Below are 20882 nucleotides of genomic sequence, written 5' to 3' on the forward strand. Positions count from 1 at the left end.
TAGAACATGGTCCTGTCCGTTCTGAATTTTTCTCTTAAGAAATTTTCAGGGTTGTTGTCTATTGTTCAGTTATCAAGGTGCTTTGCCGCTCTCGCTTGTCTCAAGCGACAACTACATCAAGATATCATATTTGTTTTGGAGTGTCAATATGATTTCTTCACTTTTTTATTTTATATGTTTCTGCTGCTTGTCCCATCCTAAATCTTCTGCGCATCTTCTGCGCGGTTCTGCTTCTCCTGATTCGATCCCCATCACTTCTGTGGCCACACAGGCAGAAAGACCAAGATGGACTTCCTACAGTAGAACCGAAAGCTAAGATGGACCTTTATAATACTATGCCTTTGTCAAATATGTCAATATATTTGTTTGTTTTTTAGATTTTTTAGTGATTTTTTACTTTTTATAAACTGGTATGGTTCACTTGTTTTAATCTGGACTTTTTAACCATTCCATTTTGGTGCTATGATTGCTCCACATACTTTTACGAAAGAGAGTAATCCTATGGCAAAAAAAGTCGCAGTTATTAACGATCTATCCAGCTTTGGCCGCTGTTCTCTGGTAGCCTCTATTTCCGTCCTCTCCGCAATGGGAGTACAGGCCTGTCCCTTGCCCACCGCCATATTGTCGGCACAGACAGGTTATCCTGATTACTTCTGCGAAGATTACACTACAAGAATGAAACATTTCCGATGCCACTGGCTGGAAATGGGACAACACTTTGACGGTATCTACACCGGCTTTATGACGGGAGAAGCACAATTTAATGAAGTATTTTCATTTTTGGACACCTTTCATTCTTCTTCTACCTTCCTTTTGGTAGATCCTGTTATGGGAGATGACGGAGAGGCCTATTCCATTTTTACGCCTCAGCTTTTAAGACAGATGAAGCAGCTCTCTGCCCGAGCACAGATACTGACGCCAAACCTGACAGAATTCTGTTTGCTGACAGATCTGGACTACCAAACGATTGCCGGATCTGCCACGCTTCAACAGCAGTTGGAGCTTCTGATTCCCATCGGGATCCAGTTTTGTCAAAACAACTTGCAGCATTTGATCATTACAGGAATCCGCAGTATGGATGCATACGGTCATTCTTTCATGGGAAATCTGCACATTTCCGGAAATCAAAGTCATTTTTATAACTTTCCGCAAAAAGGCTGCAGCTATTCCGGTACGGGCGACCTGTTTGCCTCTGCCATAGCGGCAGGTGTATCCCAGGGCATCTCTGTAGAAAAACTGATTCCACAAATCGGAAAGTTTTTGGTGGCTTCCTTGGAAGACTCCCTGCTTCATCAGGTACCGCGAAACGATGGCGTAAATTATGAAGCCTTTTTATCCATGTTGTCTCCGAAGCACTTTATATAGAACATTTATCGATAGTTTGTCAGTACCAAAGTATTTTGTCAGGGATAATGCCCCTGCATTTTACCGATGCCAAGGCATTTTCCCCAGGACAATTCCTCTGCATTTTACCGGTGCCAAAGCATTTTCCCCAGGACAATTCCTCTGCATTTTACCGGTGCCAAAGCATTTTGTGTCAGTCAAGCATACCTGTTCCATCCAGAAAGGGAGATCTCTGATCTCTGGCCTTTCACCTAAACATTCCATGATAAAAAGGAGGTTCCCTATGAAAACAACGTCAAAATCTGTTTCTTATCTTGCTTTAAGCGGCCTATTTGCTGCCGTTATCACATTGACCACCGCTTATTTTTTTCATATTCCTTATGGCAGTAACGGCGGATATATCCACGTGGGAGACGCTTTCATCTTTTTAGCTGCCGTCCTGCTTCCACGCCCTTATGCTTTGGCGGCCGCTGCCATCGGAGGCGGACTCGCCGATCTACTGACCGCCCCCGCCTGGGCCGTTGCAACTGTGATCATCAAAATGCTGATCACCCTTCCATTTACATCAAACAGCAATAAAATACTTTCTTCCAGAAATCTATTCGCTCCTTTTATTGCTCTGATGATTTCTGCTTCCGGCTACTATCTGGCAGAAGGCATTCTGTTCGGCTCCTTCCTCTCTCCTCTTGCTTCTCTGATTGGAAGCGCAATACAGGGCGGTGGAAGTGCCGGCGTCTTTTTCCTTCTGGCTACTGTTTTTGACAAGGCGGGTCTGAAACGCCGCTTCTTTTTTGAAAACACCAAAACTCTCTAACCGTAACCACAAAGCCCAACGATTGTATGACAGGAGGATCTTATGGCAGATATTCTTTACCTTTATGACGGACAGGTGTACGCCAACATTACCAACACATGCAACTGTAACTGTGTTTTTTGTATCCGAAGACAGCACGCTGGAATCGGCGAGGCCGCTTCTCTCTGGCATTCTTTTGCTCCTTCTTCCAAAGAGGTGATCGAGGAAATGGCACGCTTTGATTTCTCAAGGCAGAACACACTTGTCTATTGCGGATACGGCGAACCCACCTGCGCTTTGGACGTACTGCTGGATTCTGCTAAATACATAAAAAGCAATCATAACATTTCTATTCGTGTCAATACCAATGGGTTGGGCAACGTCTACAACAAGTTCAACATTCTACCTCAACTGGCAGAAGTGGTAGATTCTCTATCTATCAGCTTGAATGCACCGGATGCTGCTACCTACGAGGCAGTCAGTCTCCCTGTTTACGACGGAGCCTTTGATTCGGTTCTGGAATTTATTAAGGAATCCAAGCTTTGGATCCCCGATATCACACTGTCCATTGTGGATGTGTTACCAAAAGAGCAACAGGAAGCCTGTAAAGAGGTGGCCTCCTCTCTTTCTCTTCCCTTGCGGATCAGAAAATACTCCTGATCTGCGATCCCTGTTTTTCATGCATTCCCTTTTCCGCGAAGATCCTCTAAAAAGAATTTTTTCTTCCCCAAAGGGAATGTGTTTCCTCTTAAAGGGGGGATCTTTCTTCCCTTGAAAAAACACTTGTCAAACAGCCTGTTTTATGCTAGTATTAAATGCGTCGCTACAACAGCGGTATGCAAATTATACTGTGGCTCCGTGGTCAAGAGGTTAAGACATCGCCCTTTCACGGCGGTAACACGGGTTCGATTCCCGTCGGAGTCATTTGTTTATTTGCCGATATGGCTCAATTGGCAGAGCAGCTGATTTGTAATCAGCAGGTTATCGGTTCGAGTCCGATTATCGGCTTTGGATCCTACGAAGGATTCATTTAGTGATTTTGGACCTTTAGCTCAGTTGGTTAGAGCAATCGGCTCATAACCGATCGGTCCTGGGTTCGAGTCCCCGAAGGTCCATTATTTGGCCCAGTGGCTCAGTTGGTTAGAGCGCCGCCCTGTCACGGCGGAGGTCGAGAGTTCGAGTCTCTTCTGGGTCGTTTCCATTTCCTCTTTCGGGATGGAATCGATAATTTATTTCATATGGGATCATAGCTCAGCTGGGAGAGCATCTGCCTTACAAGCAGAGGGTCATAGGTTCGAGCCCTATTGGTCCCATTTTTCAACCGTATTTCCGGTTGATTTGCCGCAGTGGCGGAACAGGCAGACGCCCGGGACTTAAAATCCCGTGGGTAGTAATACCCGTACCGGTTCGATTCCGGTCTGCGGCATTAGTTAAAAATGGGAGAAACGTTGAATTTACAGCGTTTCTCTTATTTTTTGTTTTAAAATGTTTGAACACCTTTGAACACTTTATGATGAAATACCAAGATTCTGAAAAGCAAGCCTGTCATTCTTCCTCTTATTGACATTCCGCAAGTAATGCAATGTTGTAGCTGTCTCACTATGTCCCATTAAATAACTAAGGGTTGTAAGATTATTTCCGTCAAAAGCTGTTGAAGCATTGTAAAAGCGGATTTTATGACTGGAATGATAAGGAACACCGGCTTCTTTGCAATATTTCTTCAAACGGCGATTAAAGCTGTCTGTTGTCATAATCTCGCCGTTGGGTTCAAAGACATATATTCCATTTGGATTTAATTCCTTTGCTTTGTGAAGGATTTTAAGTGCTTCGTCTGTAAGGAACTGTTTACGGAATCCATGAGAAGTATTTCCTTTCATTTGATTTACTACTTTTACTTTTCGGCTTGAGAATGTTAAATCATCATTCAATGTACGTTCACAGGTCGCCTGCCTGTGAAGATATACAAGCCTGTTATTGTAGTCAATATCTTCCCAACGGATAGCTTTTGTTTCTCCAACACGGATAAACAGATAGAAAGATAACTGTATTGCAAGAGAATATGGCTCTATGATACACCGAAGATAATTTAATAACTTATGCGTATCATCACGGGAAAATACATTGTCACTTTGTACTTCTACTGGCTTATAGGTAAACTGTTTGAAATTCACATCAGAGACAGGATTATGTGATATAATTTCTTCTTCGATCGCATAACTCATTATTCCATTCAAAACAGAACGGGCATTACTGACTCGCTTGTGCGTGAACTGTCGGTCTTTTGTAGCTTCTCTGAAAAAGCGGATAAGCGTGATTGGTTTGATTTCGCCTATCTTCATTTTAACAAGTTCTGTATCTTTGAAAAATCTATTCCATTCAGATACATATTCTTGAATTGTTTTTGCTTTTACGGAAGTATAATCTCTTTTATACAAAAGCCATTCAGCATATAATTCTTCTAGTGTGACATTCTGACGGTTTTCAGCTTTCTGCTTTTCGATATAAAATCTGATGATTTCTTTTTCAAGGTTCTCTTTACTCTTCCTCTTAACAGGACGGCGTTTGTTAGGTTTGGTTTCATCGGGTAAATAAGTACGCCAGCTTTTTTCTGATTCCGAGTAATAAATTTCATATTTGTGATTCTTCAAGATTTTTTTATTTGCCATAATTTTAAAATCTTTGAAGACTTCATCTGTGGTCATGTTAGCACAGGTGGCTAACGTATTCAATAATGTTATATCTGAAAACGTAACGGGATTATCCATAAGATTCCCCCTTTACGCAAGGATTTTCTTTTTTAATTTTGATGTAGATAACACTGCTGTCCTTTAAGCATGAACCAGTAGATAAGAAAGCGTTGCAATAATACTTTTAGGAATTGCTGTGACAACAAATAATTTTTGGGGATATGTCCTAGGTGTTCTTGGATTTGGCGTCGCTGTAGTTGGCTGTTTGCTAAAAGATAATCACTGATAACTTCTTGTTTGAAAAATTGAGAAAACGTAATATTGAACAAGTCAGGACCACCGGCTTAGCCGGTGGCCTGCTCAGTCCCTATAAGGGACTATTACCTGCTTGCGCCCGGAAGGCGCACCGAAAGGCCTGCCAACTGCACCACATTTGCAGCTGCCCCTGAAGGGGCTGGTTCTGTGCTTCCTTACTCCGGCGTAGCTCCAAAAGGGGCTTGCTGGTTTGCTTTGATTTCCTACTACCACTCCAAGTGGTCTATTTCTTGTTTTTCTTTACCGGCGCACCCGTAAACGGGTCGATATATTCTACTAACGACATTTGATCGTATTCTAAATCCTCTTTTAACTGACCTTGAATATACTTCTTTATCGCTGCAGTATTCTTACCGACTGTATCTACGTAATATCCCCTGCACCAGAAATGCCTATTCCCATATTTATATTTGAGGTTCGCATGCTTTTCGAAAATCATCAGGGAGCTTTTTCCTTTTAAATATCCCATGATCTCTGATACGGAATATTTCGGTGGTATCCTTATAAGCATATGAATGTGATCCGGATATGCTTCTGCTTCTATTATTTCGATACCTTTTCTCCTGCAGAGTGTTCCTAATATCTGACCTACGTCTGCCCTGATATCCTTATAGATTACCTGCCTTCTGTACTTTGGTGCAAAAACTACATGATACTTGCATTCCCACTTTGTATGGGCTAAACTATTTTCTGTGCTCATATGGCACACCTCCCGTGTTTTTATCTGTGGTTTGCAGACCTACATTTATTATACACGGGAGGTTTCTTTTATCTAAAGAGACTCCCTCCACCTGCATAGCAGGTGGTTTATTTTTTGTCTGTGACACAAAAAGAAATGCACAGTTCTTAGCTTATCGTGAACTGTGCATTTTTGTAAATAAATACTTTTAATTAGCCGATTACGGCATCCTCTGCTGTAAAATGTTCCAGAGAATTTTCTTTTACCTGAATGCAGATATAAGTAATTCCAGAAATATCGGATGCAAAAAACTGACGCTTTGCAGCAGGTGCGATTTTTAGCCAGTCTCCAGTTGAAAGGCTAATTTCTTCTCCATCAATTATGGCTTTGCCGTTACCTGAAAGAATTCCATAGATTTCTTCATTTTCTTTATGAGAATGAACAAATGGGACATTTGCTCCTGCAGGTAGTTCATTTAAACTGATTTCTGCACCTGTTAAAGACAACTTTTCATGCAGCTCAATTCGGTTTTCCTTTCCAATAGTTGTTTTTGTGTAATTTGCCATAATAATACCTCCATAGTTAATTTGTAGTTTCTGGTTGCTTGGTATTAGTATAGTGTGAGACACATACAAAAACAAGTACGCACCTTTTTGTAACTGTACACTCAAAAATGAATGTGTTACAATAGACTCGGAGGTGAGAATTATGCGAGCAAAAGAAGAATTACCGGAATGCCCAGTTGCAACAGCAGTATCTCTTATCGGAGGAAAATGGAAACTGCTGATTTTGCGTAACTTGAAAGAGCGTCCATGGAGATTCAATGAGCTACAACGAAGTATAGATGGTATTTCACAAAAGGTTTTGACAGATAGTTTAAGACAAATGATGAGTGATGGGCTGGCATATCGCCACGATTACCATGAGCAGCCACCGAGAGTTGAATACGGCTTAACGGAACTCGGAACAAAAATGCTTCCAATTGTTAATTCACTTGCTGACTTTGGTAACTACTATAAATCAATTATTGAACAGAATTAAGGACGTTAGTATTTGAAAAGATCGAACAATTCCAGTTTGGAGAATTGAAAAAAACGGAATTTACCTATTAAGACATATAAACTCTTGACAATAAAGCTCCTATATAGTATGTTTTTAACAAATTACTATATAGGAGCTTTTGTATGGAAATGAATGGAGGATTTCTTGTCACCAAAATAAAACAGCTTGGAGACCGGATTTTCGAGAAGATTCTCAGCGAAAAGAATATTGATGCGTTTAATGGAGCCCAGGGGCGTATTCTTTATGTGCTGTGGCAGGAGGATGGTATCTCAATCAGGTCACTCTCGACTAAATGCGGATTAGCGATAACATCTCTTACTACGATGCTGGAAAGAATGGAAAATCAAGGGCTGATAAGCCGTGTTCAGTCTAAAACGGACAAAAGGAAAACACTTCTGTTTCTGACTGAGAAAGCACATGCCTTAAAGGGCGAGTACGATTCTGTATCTGATGAGATGGGCAGTATTTACTACAAAGGTTTTTCGGAGGAAGAAATTACCCGGTTTGAGGAATGCCTCGACCGCATCAGAAAGAATCTTGAGGAGTGGCAGAAGTCATGAGTATTTGTATCAAAGATCAGATTCAGAACATGAATATCGTCATTGGCTGCACAGTGGGGTGTGCATATTGCTATGCCCGCAACAACGTGAAACGCTGGCATATGATTGATGACTTCGCTGCCCCTGAATTCTTTCCGGGTAAGCTCAAGATGATGGAAAAGAAACGTCCGCAGAACTTTCTTCTTACCGGCATGAGCGATCTCTCCGGATGGAAGCCGGAATGGAGAGACGAGGTATTTGAAAAGATCCGTGAAAATCCACAGCATCAGTTCCTGTTCCTTACCAAGCGACCTGATTTGCTGGATTTTGATACCGATCTGAAAAACGCATGGTTTGGCGTTACGGTGACGAGGAAAGCAGAACTGTGGCGTATCGACGCCCTTCGGAAAAACGTCAGAGCAAAACATTACCGTGTTACCTTTGAGCCGTTATTCGACGATCCCGGCACAGTTAACCTTTCCGGAATCAATTGGATCGTTGTCGGCACCATGACCGGAGCTCAGAGCAGGAAGATTCATACGGAGCCGGAATGGGCATGGTCTCTGGCGGACCAGACACATAAGCTCGGCATTCCGGTGTTTATGAAGGAAGACCTTGTCCCTATCATAGGGGATGAAAATATGATTCAGGAAATGCCGGAAGAATTTAATAAAGTGTTAGAGGTACAGAAATCATGGAAGAAGTAATGAATGGAATCCTCATTCGTGAGGTGGAAACAAAGAACATCATGACTAAGTCTAGTCTGCCGGTAGGCGGTTACTCGGTCAACCCCTATGTGGGCTGTACACATGCCTGCAAGTATTGCTATGCTTCTTTTATGAAGCGCTTTACCGGGCACAAGGAGGAATGGGGCACTTTCCTTGATGTGAAGCATTGGCCGGAAATTAAAAATCCGAAGAAATATGCCGGACAGCGGGTGGTCATCGGTTCTGTGACAGATGGCTACAATCCACAGGAGGAGCAATTCGGGAATACCAGAAAACTTCTGGAGCAGCTGATCGGCAGTGACGCAGATATTCTGATCTGCACAAAGTCGGATCTTGTGGTACGGGATATTGATCTGTTGAAGAAGCTTGGACGTGTAACCGTTTCATGGTCGATCAACACACTAGATGAAAATTTCAAGAACGATATGGATTCTGCTTCGAGCATTGAGCACCGTATCGCTGCTATGAAGCAGGTATATGAGGCAGGTATCCGTACAGTCTGTTTCGTATCCCCGGTATTCCCCGGTATCACAGATTTTGAAGCAATCTTTGAGCGGGTAAAGAATCAGTGCGATCTGTTTTGGCTCGAAAATCTCAATCTTCGAGGCGGTTTCAAAAAGACAATTATGGATTATATCGCCGGAAAATATCCTGATCTTGTACCACTTTACGACGAGATCTATAACAAGCATAACCGCAGCTACTTTGAAGCACTTGAAGTAAAAGCTGAGAAAATGGCTAAGAAGTATGATTGTGCCTTTGTGGATAATGAAATGCCTTATGGCAGAGTCCCGCAGGGACATCCGGTGATCGTAGATTATTTCTATCATGAGGAAATCCGTGGGACAGAGAATACCGGAAAAAGAAATCGCTAACTTCCAGTTTGTATGCGACAAACGTTTGAACACTTTTTGAACACCGCAACCGTGATGAAGTCTTCAAAGCCCCTTTCTATCAGTATTTGAGATTAAGAAAAACGGTTCGATTCCGGTCTGCGGCAGTGAAAAAAAGTGAGAGAAATGTTGACTTTGCAGCATTTCTCTCACTTTTTTCTATGACACATCAAAAATGGGCTATCGAGCTTTTATCATTTTTTGAACACATAATTGTCACGCGCGCTTATAGAATCGGCACTGATAAAATGATCCCCTACATATGTAGGATCCTCCTGTGAAATATGTAAATACTTGTTCGGATTATGATCAGAATCATTCCAGGTGACGTCTACAACAAGCCATTTCCCATCTAAATAAACGAGATTCCATGCATGCCGTCCACCCGGCACATCACCTCTAACAGTTAGCACTTCAAGCCCGGCATAACCGGTCAGAATTCTATATGCATCCGCATATCCTGCGCATACGCCTTTTCCCTTCATCAGCACTCCCATCGCTTTGAAAGACTCATCATACTTCATGAAATCATTTTCAGCCTGACTGATCTGCGCACCGGTTGAAGCCGGGTTTTGCTCTACCGCTTCATGATTTTTCAGAGCTGTCAACGCATCGTAATCATATTCTGTATGCTCCGTCAGATAATCGTTTATCGCTTTTGATTTTTCTTCATCACTCATACCCTCTTTTATGACAGACTTTATAATCTGATCGACTTTTTCTGCCAAGTCCTTTTGTTTCTTAAATTCCGTCTTCGAAACTGAGATTTGCAAAAGCTTTTCAGAATCCGAATAATAATATCCGGGTATGGTTGCAATGATAGGGTTATTTTCCAAAACATTTCTAAATGCTTCCGATAACACAACTTTATTTTTTACTTCAGGAAATGCAGCCATATCCAGATTAAAGTTTCCTGCAAGCATATTGGTAACGATATATTCCTCCAGAGGCGAATAGGCGACATAATCGTAATCTACAGTGGCAACTGTGTTCACAACGGATGATTTATCAAGTTTTAATTTCGCTTTATATTCAGCATCTACAACCAAAGTGCTTACGCCGGTTTTGCTCAACCCTTCAACTTCTTTACTTTTTGCTTCCACAATGCCTTCATAGTCCTCGGAAGCGCCATATACCTTAATTGTGTCGGTAAAAGGAGTGTTTTTTATTGCTATCGGAAGATCATAAATATTTTGATTCCTGTTTTCGCTAAAGAAAAATTTGTCGTTTTCCAAATCATATTGAATTGCAAAATTTCTGATGGAGCCATCCATCATTATCACCGGAACCGTAGTCGGTATATCTTTAAGATCTCTCAGAACAAATCCACGATTATCCGTATCCTTCATAAATGTATTGAAGGCAATACGATAGGGCATAGCTCCCGTAAATTCGCTGGCATGGATCATGTTTGACGGAGGTGATAATTTGTCCCTGTCGTTTTGTGCTATCACAAAAATATCATAGTCCACAGGGGCCTTATTGATTTGTTCCACAACAAATACATCGGAAGCTTTTTGGGGATCCAGAAGATCATCTGCCGAATAGTTTTTCTGGTTCAAAAACTCCCTGCTTTGTTTGTCTGATATGAAATTTGTTTCCGTGCCCGTACCTATGAAAGAGTAATGGTAGCGGCTTGCTAAATTAAATTCACCGTTAGCGGAGTCCGCCAAGCGCTTTTCCTGTTTGATGACCCAGTACCCGGTTGCCCCTTTTACAGGTTTCCAATCCAGTCTGAGATTTCCATCATCTGTCACTCGCTTTGTGACTACCGGCGCCTCTAACTTCTCCTTCCCATGCTTGACATCTATGATATAAACGACCGGCCTGTCTAATTTCTTTCCGGTTTTCAGGTCATTATAACGCGCAAGATACAGTGTTTCATACATTCCCCAGGTTCCGCTTCCCGACAATGCATATTCCTTGTTCTGAAAGAGAAAGCTTTCGCCAATGATCTCTTTGGGATCAATATCAATGGTACCGCCCTCACCGCTTTCAAAAAAAGGAACGAACAACGGGCTCTCTAATTTATCGTCCGTATATACTATAAAAGGGGTTGGCGTGTGTGCTGATTCAAAATATTCTTCGAATATTACATTGTTATTTACTTTGATATTGATGCTTTCCGTTTGGTTTACCGTATAAATCTTTTCTGATAAATCATATCCGATTGAATCACTGTATTTTTTCCTTAAGTCTTCAATGGTCATTCCTGATTTTTGAGATTGTCCGGTACAGCCGATCAAAACAATACACAAAATTAAGATTGTGACTAAGAATTTCGAATTATATTTCCTCATAAAATTTCACCTCTCCCTTTCCTGTCTCTATTTTGTTTATACTTATTCTTGGTATTTCAATCTTTTTGCCCAATCCATGTTGAGATAAACCCACTGGTTCCTATATCCTTCGATTTATTTTGATTGTACCATAAACCAGTATAAAAATCATTTTTATCAACTTCTTAGTTATGCCTTGAAAATTTCAATAATATCCTCGATGTCCGACTTATATTGATTATAAATAATTTTCCGTCTATACTTTGAAGTGAAGACAATATGATATTTGCACACTCATTCTGTATGTGACAGTGTGTATTCTTTCTTCACCATAAATCACCTCTCCTTTCTGTAAATATAGCCCAAACAACTTTATTGTATATGGAAAGATAATTTTTTTATACAACAACCGTCGCGCATCCGCATAGCAAGTGATTTATATTTCGTGCACGCTTATTTCTCTGTTGAGAAACGCGTTTACGCACTCAACCGGGTCTATCCGACCCACAAAAGGAACGAAAGTTTTTACTCTCTCGCTCTGTGTTTTGCACCAAATGTTATATTATTTTTGGTGCATTTATTTGTGTCACAGACAAAAAAATAACAGCAGCTCCCCACATGGCAAAGCTGCTGTCTTTTTGCATTATATCGTTCGTACTTTTTCTTAATCGTTCTGATTCATCCACTTTTTCAGCACATCCACATACTTGTCTGTTTCATCCACAAAGCACATATGCTTGGAATACTCAAACAGCTCCCATTCCGAATTCGGAATGATATCATACATGGTCTTTGCAATCAGCGGAGAACAAAGATCCACCAAACCGCTTATGATCAGGCAAGGCGTCTGTACCTCTTTCAACTCTTTTGTATAGTCATAGTCCTTCAAAGAGCCAATAGGGGTAAATTCATTCGGTCCCCATCCTGCCACATAGGCTTCTCCGCCCGCCTTTTTCGGACGTGTCAGGCACTCGGGAGAATCCTCTGTCAGGGTAGCATAGCAATGTCTGTTCATAAACTCATCCACTGCTTTTAAATAAGCCTCTCCTTCATATTTACCGGTGCGCTCCGCCTCTGCGATCGCATCCTGCATTTCCTGTGGCAAATATCCCACTCTTCTCTTCTGTTCTTTTTCCCAAATGGCGCTGCTTGGAAGCGTACTGGAGAGGATGTAGCTCTTTACACCTTCCGGCTTGTAATCGCAGGCGTAGATCACGCACATCATCCCACCCCAGGACTGTCCTAACAGATGGATCTTATCCAATCCCAGGTGTTTTCTAAGGGCATCCAGCTCATTGATCCAGGTTTCCTTCGTCCACAGTTCGGGACACCCGTCCAAATAAGAATTTCCGCAGCCAATCTGATCATACATAATGATCTGCCTGTCATCCTCGTCCGCCACTCTGTCCAGCACCTCAAAGTAATTGTGTGTGGAGCCCGGTCCGCCATGCAGCAGCACCAAAGGCGCTTTTCCTTCTTTCCTCTCTCCAACAATCCGGTAATAGGTCTTATGCCCCAGATACGGCATATACCCTTCTGTGATTTTTGTCACTGTATTTTCCCCCAATCTTATTAAACTGTTTCTTTATTCTTCCGGAACTACGATCAGATCCTTGGTGTAATGGTTCAGCACTTCGCATCCGTCTTCTGTGATGATCACCAGATCTTCGATCCTGACGCCCAGTCCTTCGTCCGGCAGATAAATCCCCGGCTCTACAGAAAAGCACTGTCCCACCTCAATGATTTCTTCATTGACAGAGGACACATCTCCCACTTCATGATCCTCCAGACCGCAGGAATGTCCGGTACGGTGTGTAAAATACTGTCCGTATCCTTTTTCTTCGATATAGTTTCTTGCTGCCAGATCCACGTCTTTCATTTTCGCTCCCGGCTTTGCAGCAGCGATTCCCCGCAGATTTGCTTCCACTACAATGTCGTAGATCTCTTTTTGCCTTTCGCTGACTTCTCCGATAAACACAGTTCTTGTCATGTCGGAAGCATAATTCTTGTAGAATCCTCCAATGTCCAGAATCACACAGTCTCCTCTCTTTCCTTTGGACTGATCTGTCACATGATGAGGATCGGCCGCTCCTTTTGCATAAGCTGTGATAGGCTCAAAAGAAACAGATTCGATTCCGTGTTTCTTGTAGATCTCCTTTGTCTTTTCTCCCAGTTCGATCTCTGTCAGCCCTTTTGCTACCCAGGGAACCAGTTCTTTCATGACCTCATCATTGATTCTTGAGGACTCTCTCATCAGAGCGATCTCTTCTGCATCCTTGATCTGGCGAATCTTGTCTACGATAACGGATCCATTGACAAATTTGCTTCCGCCGCCCAACTCCTGCAGTCTCAGCAAAAATCTGGCCGGCCAGATCTTGTCTACTCCCATTACCTTATCCTTTTCCACAAAACGGCTCAGAATCTCCACTCCGTCTTCAATGTCATCATAATAGGTCAACGGCACTCCTACTTCTCCCTCCTGAGGGAACAGCTTATTGATCACCAACTGATGATTGCCATTTACATTCAGGTACAGTGCCAGCAGACGCTCTCCGGGGAAGATCCAGCGTCCTGTCAGATAAAAGATCGCCACCGGATCCGAGATGATCATCTGGGGAATTCCACTTTCTCCCATTTTGTCTAAAACTCTCTGCAATTTGTTGTTATTCATGTCCTTGCCTCCTGTAGATTTTATTCGGCACTCTTCATGCCTCCCTTATGAGTCTGATTCTACTTCTTTTTCTCTTCTCTGTCAAATAAGTTTCCCCTGCCGTCCTTTCTCTTTCCTTTCTTAATTTCTTCTGATTTTTTCATGAACACTGTTAAGATTTTCTTTGATATTTTTTCGTTTCTGTATTATAATGTCACTGATATGTCTAAATGTTTCAGAGAGAAAGAGGAGGTTCTATTATTATGGACAACACTGTTGCAAAAAAAGGAGGCGGGTTCGGCTTTTGGGTTTGTAACTTCGCTTTCAGTTTAGAACGTTTTTCCTTCTATTCCGCAAAATGGGTAATGACGGTGTTCATTGCCGTTGCTGTTGCAAAAGGCGGATTAGGATTAGACGCGAAAGACGGTGCGTTTGCTTCCGCAAACTTAGTTGCATTTACCTACCTGGCTCCGCTGTTCGGTTCCGTTATCTCTGACCGTCTGGTGGGCGCTAAGTATCTGGTTCCCATCGGTATGATCCTGATGGGCTGCGGATATCTGGTAGGCTGGAAAGCTACCGGCATGGTTTCTATCAATCTTATGATCGTCCTGGTATCCATCGGAACCGGACTGTTCAAACCGCAGACAAACGCCATCACAGGTCGTCTGTTTGCAGATAAGAGCAAGCTGGACGCTGCATTTTCCACCCAGTATTCCATGGTAAACGTTGGTTCCTTCATTGGAACGACCATCATCGGCGTTATCGCAAACGAGCAGGGCTATCGTTTCTGCTTCCTGGTTTGTGCCATCATTATGTTTGTAAACGCTCTCTGGTTCATCTTCGGATGGAGATTCCTGGGCGATGCAGGAAAGAGACCTTTCAAATTTGATGATGCGGAAAAGAAGGATGCCGCAAAAGAAAAATATGAAAACAAACCGCTTACCGGTATTGAGAAGAAGAGAGTTTGGGCGATCATTCTGATCTCCGCTTTCTCCACCATTTTCTGGCTGTTCTGGTATCTGGCTTACCTTCCGGTATACTTCCACTGGGATAATCCGGAACACATGAACTGGATGATCGGAAGCTTCAAGATCCCCAGCGCATGGTTCGATTCTCTGAACGCACTTTGCTGTATCTCCATGGGACCGCTGCTTGGTATCCTGTGGACCAAAGATGCAAAGCGTAAAAACGGAGGTCTCAGCATGTTCAAGCACACCTCCATCGGTATGCTGCTGCTTGGTGTTTCTTTCGTTATCTTTGCTTTGACAGATGTAGTTCGTGCCGGAAAACCGGCTTCCATCATCTGGCTGATCGCTTTTGGAATCCTGTTGTCACTTGGTGAGATGACATTCTCTCCACTTGGTAACTCCTTCATTTCCAAGTTTGCACCTGCAAAGCTTTTGTCCGCTATGATGGCTGTTTGGACATTCTCCATCTTCATCGCCGGAAAATCATACGGATATGTATACGCTTTGACTGAAAAACTTCCATTTGCCGCTACCTACTTTGGCGTAGCTATCATCATGATCGTAGCTGGTGTCGCTCTTTGGGTGATGGATGGAAAGCTGAATAAACTGGTTCAAAAAGAAGAAGACTAACAATTCATTGACCGAAACAATATAGGACAATCACAAAAACCCTGCCGGGATAGCGGCAGGGTTTTTTGTAGCTTATAATAGGGGCTTATAGAAACTTATCGGATGGCGCATCCTAATCACTTAATTTGCTTGCCACAAACCATCCTGCTCCAAACAGTACTGCTCCTGTGACCCCCGTAATCAGGGATAATCCCTGCCAGTCGGTCTTACTAAGGATGGCTAAGGGCGAGGCTGCGATCAGGCCGATAATCGCCCAGTAAGCATGGGTTCTGGCTTTTTGGAAGATGATCTCGATCATCTTGGCAATCAGGAAAATCCCTACCACCACACCGATCCCAAAGGGGGCCAGAATCATTCCGTAATGAAAGGCGCCCGAAATATCTACCTGGATCAATGCCTGAACAAAGTCATTGATCGTGTTGATGATCACTGTATAATATCCCATGATCATCAGCATCATAGATCCGCTGACTCCTGGAATCACCATAGTGGCCGCCGCCACCACGCCTACTCCAAACAGTTTCAGGCTGTTGACGAGATTCAGGCTGACATCCGCCGCCTGTCCTTCTTTTTCTCCCATCCACGCCATGATACACACAAGGGAAAAAAAAGCCAAAAAGGACAACAGCATCCCCACGCTGATCTTCTTCCCCTTTACCTGCCGGAACATGATGGGCAGGCTGCCTGCGATCAAACCACAAAACAACAGATTCGTCTGAATCGGGAAATTTGCAAAACAGTATTCGATGACCTTGGCAAATATCACCAGCGAGATTCCTGTTCCGATAAAGATCGGGAGGAGGAATTGTACGCTCTTTTTAAATTCACTTTTCAGGTGGGTAATACAGTGAATCAGTTTGTCATAAATTCCCATGACCACCATCATAGTTCCCCCGCTGACTCCCGGAATAATGTTTGCCAGCCCTATTACGCCGCCTTGCAATAATCTTTTTATCATAGTTGTCCACTATCCGTTTTTCGCTATGCGCTTCGGATTTTCCTTTCTTTTCAATCATCATGTCCCGCTGATCCAAATATGCAGAGCATCTCCTCCGCTGATGGACTGTTTCCTTGTCTGCCTTCTGAAACAGACCCAATCCTTTTTTCACGGCCGGGAGCTTTCGACGTGCTCGCTTTTTTTCCAGTTAAACAGCCGTCAGATACTCTTTTGCCAGTTTTTCAAATTGAGGAAGTGCGTTGCAGATTGTCTCATACGAAACACAGTAGGCCAGCCGGACATACCCTCCACATCCAAAGGCGCTTCCCGGCACCATCAAAATACGGTACTGCTTTGCCGTTTCACAAAACACCTTCTCATCCGGCACGGGAGATTTTACAAAAAGATAAAAGGCTCCCTCCGGCTTCACACAGGAAAATCCCAGTTTTGTCAATCCGTCGTATAAAGTGTTTCGGTTCCTTTCGTAGTAGGATATATCTGTCCTTTCCTCCACACACCTTGCAACGATCTTCTGCTGCAGAGTAGGCGCATTGACAAATCCCAGAATCCGGGTTGCCACTGCCGCTGCCATGATCAGTTCCCGGCTATCCTTTACTTCATCAGGAATCACCAGATATCCGATCCGTTCTCCCGGAAGCGACAGGGATTTGCTGTAGGAATATCCTACGATGGTATTGGCGTAATACTTGGTCAGATACGGTACCTGCGTTCCTCCGTATACCAGCTCCCTGTACGGTTCGTCCGAGATCAGATAGATCGTCGTGGAAAATTCTTTCTGTTTCCTCTCCAGGATCTCTGCCAGACGTTTGATCACAGACTCCGAATAAACCACCCCCGTAGGATTATTGGGCGTATTGATGAGGACCGCCTTTGTCCGGGGCGACAGCTTTGCTTCAAACTCTTCCAGCTTTGGCTGAAAGGTTTCCGTGTCGGGAGATACCTCCGTCAGGATCCCTCCGTAATTATTGACGTAAGCTCTGTATTCTGCAAAATACGGAGCGAAGGTGAGAACTTCCTCTCCCGGATTCAGAAGACTTTTCAGGATCACATTCAGTCCGCCTGCCGCGCCCACCGTCATGATGATGTTTTCTTTCGTAAAAGCTGTGCCAAACTGCGCGTTCAGATGACAGGCGATCCTTTCTCTTACCTCCGGGTATCCGCTGTTTGTGGTATAGCCGTGAAGAACCGTCGGCTCTTCCTCCTCCAATACGGAGAACGCTGCGGCTTTCACCGCCTCCGGCGCCGGTACATTCGGATTGCCCAGGCTGAAATCATATACATTTTCTTTTCCGTAGATCCCTGCCAGTCTGTTACCTTCTTCAAACATTGCCCGGATCGCCGAACTGTTTGCCACCATCTGTTTCATATTTTCTGCAATCATATTAGTCCTCCCTGCTGTCTTCCGCCTTCTGAGATCCCTTTCCTTTTTCTGAAACGACTCCCTTCTCTACCAGAAATACCGGACGATAAGAAAGCTTTGCCTTCCTGAGTCCTTCTGATCCTGTATCCTCTTCCCGGTTGATGTATGGATAGCTGTGACAGGCATGTTCTACAAATTGCTGGTTGATCATAGGGTACGCTCCCTGTATCTCTGCATACGCTTTCTCAATGTGCACCACAAAGGTATCCGGTGCCACCTCTTCTCCTATGGTAAACGCTACCACTTTCCCATCCAGCCGCAAAAGTCCTCCCGTCAGTTCCAGTTCTTCAAACAGCCGCAGGGAATTTAAGGTCACACAGATCTCTCCCCGCTTTTCCGGATCATCCTCACAGCTGTTTTCATTGCGCCACACAAGCGCCATCTGAAAGCACTCCTCCAGCGTGTCCTTGGACAGCGGCTCGTAGGCCCATCTTCCCTCATAAAGGGCTTTGAACTTGTTGATATGGTTCCGCTTTCCGTGCAGCTTCTTCCCTGCAAGAGAGATCAGCTTCTCCGACTCGTATACATAATCTGCCAGATCTCTGTTGTAGGTGATTTCAAATTCCCCCGGATACAACTGTTCCAGCTGTTCAAACTGCTCTGCCGTCACATTGTATAGCCGGAAGTCTCTCTGCCTGCTTCTGCTGTACTCCTTTGCCCATTCCAAAGCATTTCTGACGGCTTTTTCCTCTCCGATGGGATAGGCAAAGGCCAGATGCGTCTCATCCTCGCTTTTAAACACCAGCGCCTCTTTTATGACCGCCCACTTCACCGGATACTTCCTGGACCAGAGATACACGTTTGCAAAGGTTCTTTCACAACTCCTGCTGGGATATTTTTTAAAATAGGGGGCAATGATCTCCTTGTCCTCCAGCTCTGCCCGCTTAAATTCAAATGTTTCCATTATTTTTCCTTCTTTCTCCATCTTTTTATGATTTTTCCCAGGATCATCAAAAGGATCCCCAGAATCAGAATCCCGATTCCATAAACCGTCAATGCGATCCTGTTGGGATGCTTCAGGATATCCGCCGGATTTTTTCCTGTCTCCTGCGTTTTCCTTCCTTCCAATCGACTATACTTCTCGGAAACAGAGGGAAGCCCACTTTCATTTTTCTCAAAGGATTTCATGTAATTTGCCAGGGCCCACCATTCCTTCACTTCCTGACCCTCCGGCGTATGGAGGATGTATTTTTCAAAGTCCTTGATCGGCTTCCCGTTTTTATCTTTTGGCTGCACCTTCAAAATGCCTTTGGATACATCTTCCACTGCTCCCAGCATCTGCGCCGAATAAAGTCCTGCCACTACCCGATACAGCTTTTCTTCCTCCAGAACGTCTGCCTTTCCTCCAAATACATCGTCTGCCAGCGCGACTTCTGTCACTCTATTAAGAGGCATCCTGTTATTGTTATACGTCCAGTGCAGTCCGCTTCCGTAAAGCTGGGCAGACGGCATCAGGGGAGAGACAGAAACGTCGATCTCCGCTACCGTCTTCAGCTCTTTTCCTGTCAGATACACGCTTACCAGCGGATATCCCGGCACCCGGTCTGCTCCGATCCCCAGAGAGCTGATATTGAAAATGTCTGCCGTCGTCACATCTCCTGTGGGAACGCTTCCTCTTACGACTCCTGCCGGGATCAAGGACACCGCTACCGGCTCATAGGCTTCCTTCTCCACGTCTTTCACCGTATAAATATAGGAATCTGCGATCAGACTGCCCAGCGTATCTTCTTCCACCTTCTCTCCAAATCGGTAGAAAGGTGTGAAATCCACCTGGTTTTGTGCCACCACTTCATCAAATCTGTAGCCAAACTGCGCCAGATACTCCCGGTTCACCGCTTCTTCATAGGCTTTCAGCTTCTCCTTGACGCCCTCGTCAGAAGGTACGGTGTCGTCCATGGCATGCAGCTGATAGTCTGCCGCTTCCCAGCGCCCCTCTTTTGTCTGCACCAGCGCCAGCTCTCCCAGGCTCTGACCATATTCTCCTGCCGACACAATGTAGGTATCCTGTATCCGAATGGGCTTCTCCAGTCTGGTGTGGGTATGTCCGCTGATGATCACATCGATCTGCGGCACTTCTTTGGCCAGGATCTCATCTTCTGATTTTTTCGGATCCGGATTGGTACCGCTGTGCGACAGACACACGATCATATCCACTTTTTCCTGCTGCAGTTTCTGCACCATCTTTTTGGAGGATTCTGTAATGGATTGAAAGGTAAGTCCGCTCTCCGGCGCCGAGGCATCTGCGTCCTCACCCAGAACGCCGAATATGCCAATGCGCACTCCCTCTTTTTCTATGATGGTGTACGATTTACTGCCAAACTCTTCCATGGCTTTCTTTAACTGCTTATCCTCCCCGGATCGGTTTTCTTTCCAGTTGATGTTGGAAATGACCAGCTGGGGCAGGACCGTCTGATTTTCCGTTGCCTTTTCTTTTGCCGTGGCAAGCATGGCAGCCAGCCCCCGGCTCCTGTAATCAAATTCATGATTTCCCAGTGTCGTGGCATCATATCCCAGATATCCCAGCATCAGAAGCTCCGACGCTTCTTTTTCGAACAGGGTCTGGTACAACGTCCCCATGGAAAAATCTCCTCCATCCAGGACAAATACCCCTTCTTTCCCCTGCTTCTCTTGACGGATCCCGTCGATTCCGGTCTTCAGCCGGGAGAATCCGCCCAGCTCTTCGTCATCCATCCGTGAATGGAGATCGTGTGTAAATACGATGGTCGCTTTCTTTGTCTTCGTATGTGCTTCCGCCCTTGCTCCCATGGGAAACCCTCCGATAAGAGCAGCGATCATTGCAATTCCTGCCGCTATACGCCTGTTCAGCATCCTTTTCCTCCCTCTGTCGGATCCTTCCGATCCTTTTTCGGCTCTTTTCGATCAATATACAGGGAAAGACCTGATCCATTCCATGTGGATACAGGTCCCCGGTGCGAC

The 20882-nt window shown here is 44.2% G+C and carries 18 protein-coding genes, 6 tRNA genes and 1 pseudogene; 14 read left to right on the forward strand and 11 right to left on the reverse strand.

Features of this window, described 5'->3' with window-relative positions:
* Positions 1-501 precede the first annotated feature (501 nt).
* From FYJ34_RS02750 to FYJ34_RS02790, 9 genes are all read left to right on the forward strand, one after another.
* Positions 502-1365 (forward strand): pyridoxamine kinase, encoded by an 864-nt coding sequence (locus tag FYJ34_RS02750; RefSeq protein ID WP_154476055.1) that lies wholly within the window; start codon positions 502-504, stop codon positions 1363-1365.
* Entirely contained in the window at positions 1322-2158 is an 837-nt protein-coding gene (locus FYJ34_RS14120) for a TIGR04002 family protein (protein WP_330582507.1), read from the forward strand. Before FYJ34_RS02750 ends, FYJ34_RS14120 begins: the two co-directional genes overlap by 44 nt.
* A gap of 42 nt (positions 2159-2200) precedes the next feature.
* The gene (locus tag FYJ34_RS02760; RefSeq protein ID WP_154476057.1) at positions 2201-2797 is read left to right on the forward strand and encodes a TatD family nuclease-associated radical SAM protein; all 597 of its coding nucleotides are present in this window, start codon (positions 2201-2203) and stop codon (positions 2795-2797) included.
* A gap of 192 nt (positions 2798-2989) precedes the next feature.
* A tRNA-Glu gene (locus tag FYJ34_RS02765) sits at positions 2990-3061 on the forward strand.
* An 11-nt stretch (positions 3062-3072) separates the two neighbouring features.
* Positions 3073-3145, forward strand: a tRNA-Thr gene (locus tag FYJ34_RS02770).
* 33 nt (positions 3146-3178) lie between these two features.
* A tRNA-Ile gene (locus FYJ34_RS02775) sits at positions 3179-3252 on the forward strand.
* A 6-nt stretch (positions 3253-3258) separates the two neighbouring features.
* A tRNA-Asp gene (locus FYJ34_RS02780) sits at positions 3259-3332 on the forward strand.
* Between the two features lie 45 nt (positions 3333-3377).
* A tRNA-Val gene (locus FYJ34_RS02785) sits at positions 3378-3450 on the forward strand.
* Between the two features lie 27 nt (positions 3451-3477).
* Positions 3478-3563: transfer RNA gene (locus tag FYJ34_RS02790), tRNA-Leu, on the forward strand.
* An 82-nt stretch (positions 3564-3645) separates the two neighbouring features.
* Here the strand turns inward: FYJ34_RS02790 and FYJ34_RS02795 are convergent.
* The 3 genes from FYJ34_RS02795 to FYJ34_RS02810 form a co-directional block, all read right to left on the reverse strand.
* Positions 3646-4902 carry a tyrosine-type recombinase/integrase gene (locus FYJ34_RS02795; protein ID WP_004845968.1) on the reverse strand — a complete coding sequence of 419 codons (1257 nt, stop codon included), beginning with the start codon at positions 4900-4902 and terminating at the stop codon, positions 3646-3648.
* Positions 4903-5362: 460 nt separating this feature from the next.
* The gene (gene tnpA, locus FYJ34_RS02805) at positions 5363-5839 is read right to left on the reverse strand and encodes an IS200/IS605 family transposase (RefSeq protein WP_154476059.1); all 477 of its coding nucleotides are present in this window, start codon (positions 5837-5839) and stop codon (positions 5363-5365) included.
* Positions 5840-6030: 191 nt separating this feature from the next.
* On the reverse strand, positions 6031-6384 hold the full coding sequence (locus FYJ34_RS02810) for a cupin domain-containing protein (RefSeq protein WP_004614173.1): 354 nt from the start codon (positions 6382-6384) through the stop codon (positions 6031-6033).
* 142 nt (positions 6385-6526) lie between these two features.
* On the opposite strand from FYJ34_RS02810, the gene FYJ34_RS02815 reads away from it, so the two are divergent.
* The 4 genes from FYJ34_RS02815 (at position 6527) to FYJ34_RS02830 (ending at position 9022) form a co-directional block, all read left to right on the forward strand.
* Entirely contained in the window at positions 6527-6859 is a 333-nt protein-coding gene (locus FYJ34_RS02815; protein ID WP_008373705.1) for a winged helix-turn-helix transcriptional regulator, read from the forward strand.
* A gap of 143 nt (positions 6860-7002) precedes the next feature.
* On the forward strand, positions 7003-7440 hold the full coding sequence (locus FYJ34_RS02820) for a radical SAM mobile pair system MarR family transcriptional regulator (protein WP_015567822.1): 438 nt from the start codon (positions 7003-7005) through the stop codon (positions 7438-7440).
* Positions 7437-8126 (forward strand): radical SAM mobile pair protein A, encoded by a 690-nt coding sequence (locus FYJ34_RS02825; RefSeq protein WP_154478795.1) that lies wholly within the window; start codon positions 7437-7439, stop codon positions 8124-8126. The genes FYJ34_RS02820 and FYJ34_RS02825 overlap by 4 nt, the downstream gene beginning before the upstream one ends.
* Positions 8114-9022, forward strand: a complete 909-nt coding sequence (locus tag FYJ34_RS02830; RefSeq protein ID WP_015567824.1) for a radical SAM mobile pair protein B — start codon at positions 8114-8116, stop codon at positions 9020-9022. Before FYJ34_RS02825 ends, FYJ34_RS02830 begins: the two co-directional genes overlap by 13 nt.
* Positions 9023-9234: 212 nt before the next feature.
* Here the strand turns inward: FYJ34_RS02830 and FYJ34_RS02835 are convergent, their stop codons facing one another.
* The 4 genes and pseudogenes from FYJ34_RS02835 to FYJ34_RS02850 form a co-directional block, all read right to left on the reverse strand.
* Positions 9235-11340 (reverse strand): transglutaminase domain-containing protein, encoded by a 2106-nt coding sequence (locus FYJ34_RS02835; protein ID WP_154476061.1) that lies wholly within the window; start codon positions 11338-11340, stop codon positions 9235-9237.
* Positions 11341-11523: 183 nt separating this feature from the next.
* Positions 11524-11613: pseudogene (locus FYJ34_RS02840) on the reverse strand (transposase); the annotation flags it as partial.
* A gap of 370 nt (positions 11614-11983) precedes the next feature.
* Complete coding sequence (gene pepI, locus FYJ34_RS02845; protein WP_330582508.1) at positions 11984-12871, reverse strand: proline iminopeptidase; 888 nt, start codon at positions 12869-12871, stop codon at positions 11984-11986.
* Between the two features lie 33 nt (positions 12872-12904).
* The gene (locus FYJ34_RS02850) at positions 12905-13990 is read right to left on the reverse strand and encodes a M24 family metallopeptidase (protein WP_154476063.1); all 1086 of its coding nucleotides are present in this window, start codon (positions 13988-13990) and stop codon (positions 12905-12907) included.
* Between the two features lie 242 nt (positions 13991-14232).
* On the opposite strand from FYJ34_RS02850, the gene FYJ34_RS02855 reads away from it, so the two are divergent.
* On the forward strand, positions 14233-15567 hold the full coding sequence (locus FYJ34_RS02855) for a peptide MFS transporter (RefSeq protein ID WP_154476065.1): 1335 nt from the start codon (positions 14233-14235) through the stop codon (positions 15565-15567).
* A 112-nt stretch (positions 15568-15679) separates the two neighbouring features.
* On the opposite strand, the gene FYJ34_RS02860 is transcribed toward FYJ34_RS02855, so the two are convergent.
* The 4 genes from FYJ34_RS02860 to FYJ34_RS02875 all read right to left on the reverse strand — a co-directional run bounded on the left by FYJ34_RS02860 (position 15680) and on the right by FYJ34_RS02875 (position 20774).
* Entirely contained in the window at positions 15680-16525 is an 846-nt protein-coding gene (locus FYJ34_RS02860) for a DUF368 domain-containing protein (RefSeq protein ID WP_154476067.1), read from the reverse strand.
* 187 nt (positions 16526-16712) lie between these two features.
* On the reverse strand, positions 16713-17906 hold the full coding sequence (locus FYJ34_RS02865) for a pyridoxal phosphate-dependent aminotransferase (RefSeq protein ID WP_154476069.1): 1194 nt from the start codon (positions 17904-17906) through the stop codon (positions 16713-16715).
* 1 nt (position 17907) lies between these two features.
* Positions 17908-18849 carry a DUF2156 domain-containing protein gene (locus FYJ34_RS02870; RefSeq protein WP_154476071.1) on the reverse strand — a complete coding sequence of 314 codons (942 nt, stop codon included), beginning with the start codon at positions 18847-18849 and terminating at the stop codon, positions 17908-17910.
* Positions 18849-20774, reverse strand: coding sequence for a bifunctional metallophosphatase/5'-nucleotidase (locus FYJ34_RS02875; protein WP_154476073.1), 1926 nt, complete (start codon positions 20772-20774; stop codon positions 18849-18851). Before FYJ34_RS02875 ends, FYJ34_RS02870 begins: the two co-directional genes overlap by 1 nt.
* Positions 20775-20882: the final 108 nt, after the last annotated feature.

The sequence above is a fragment of the Suipraeoptans intestinalis genome (genome assembly GCF_009696485.1).
Taxonomy (GTDB): Bacteria; Bacillota; Clostridia; order Lachnospirales; family Lachnospiraceae; genus Suipraeoptans; species Suipraeoptans intestinalis.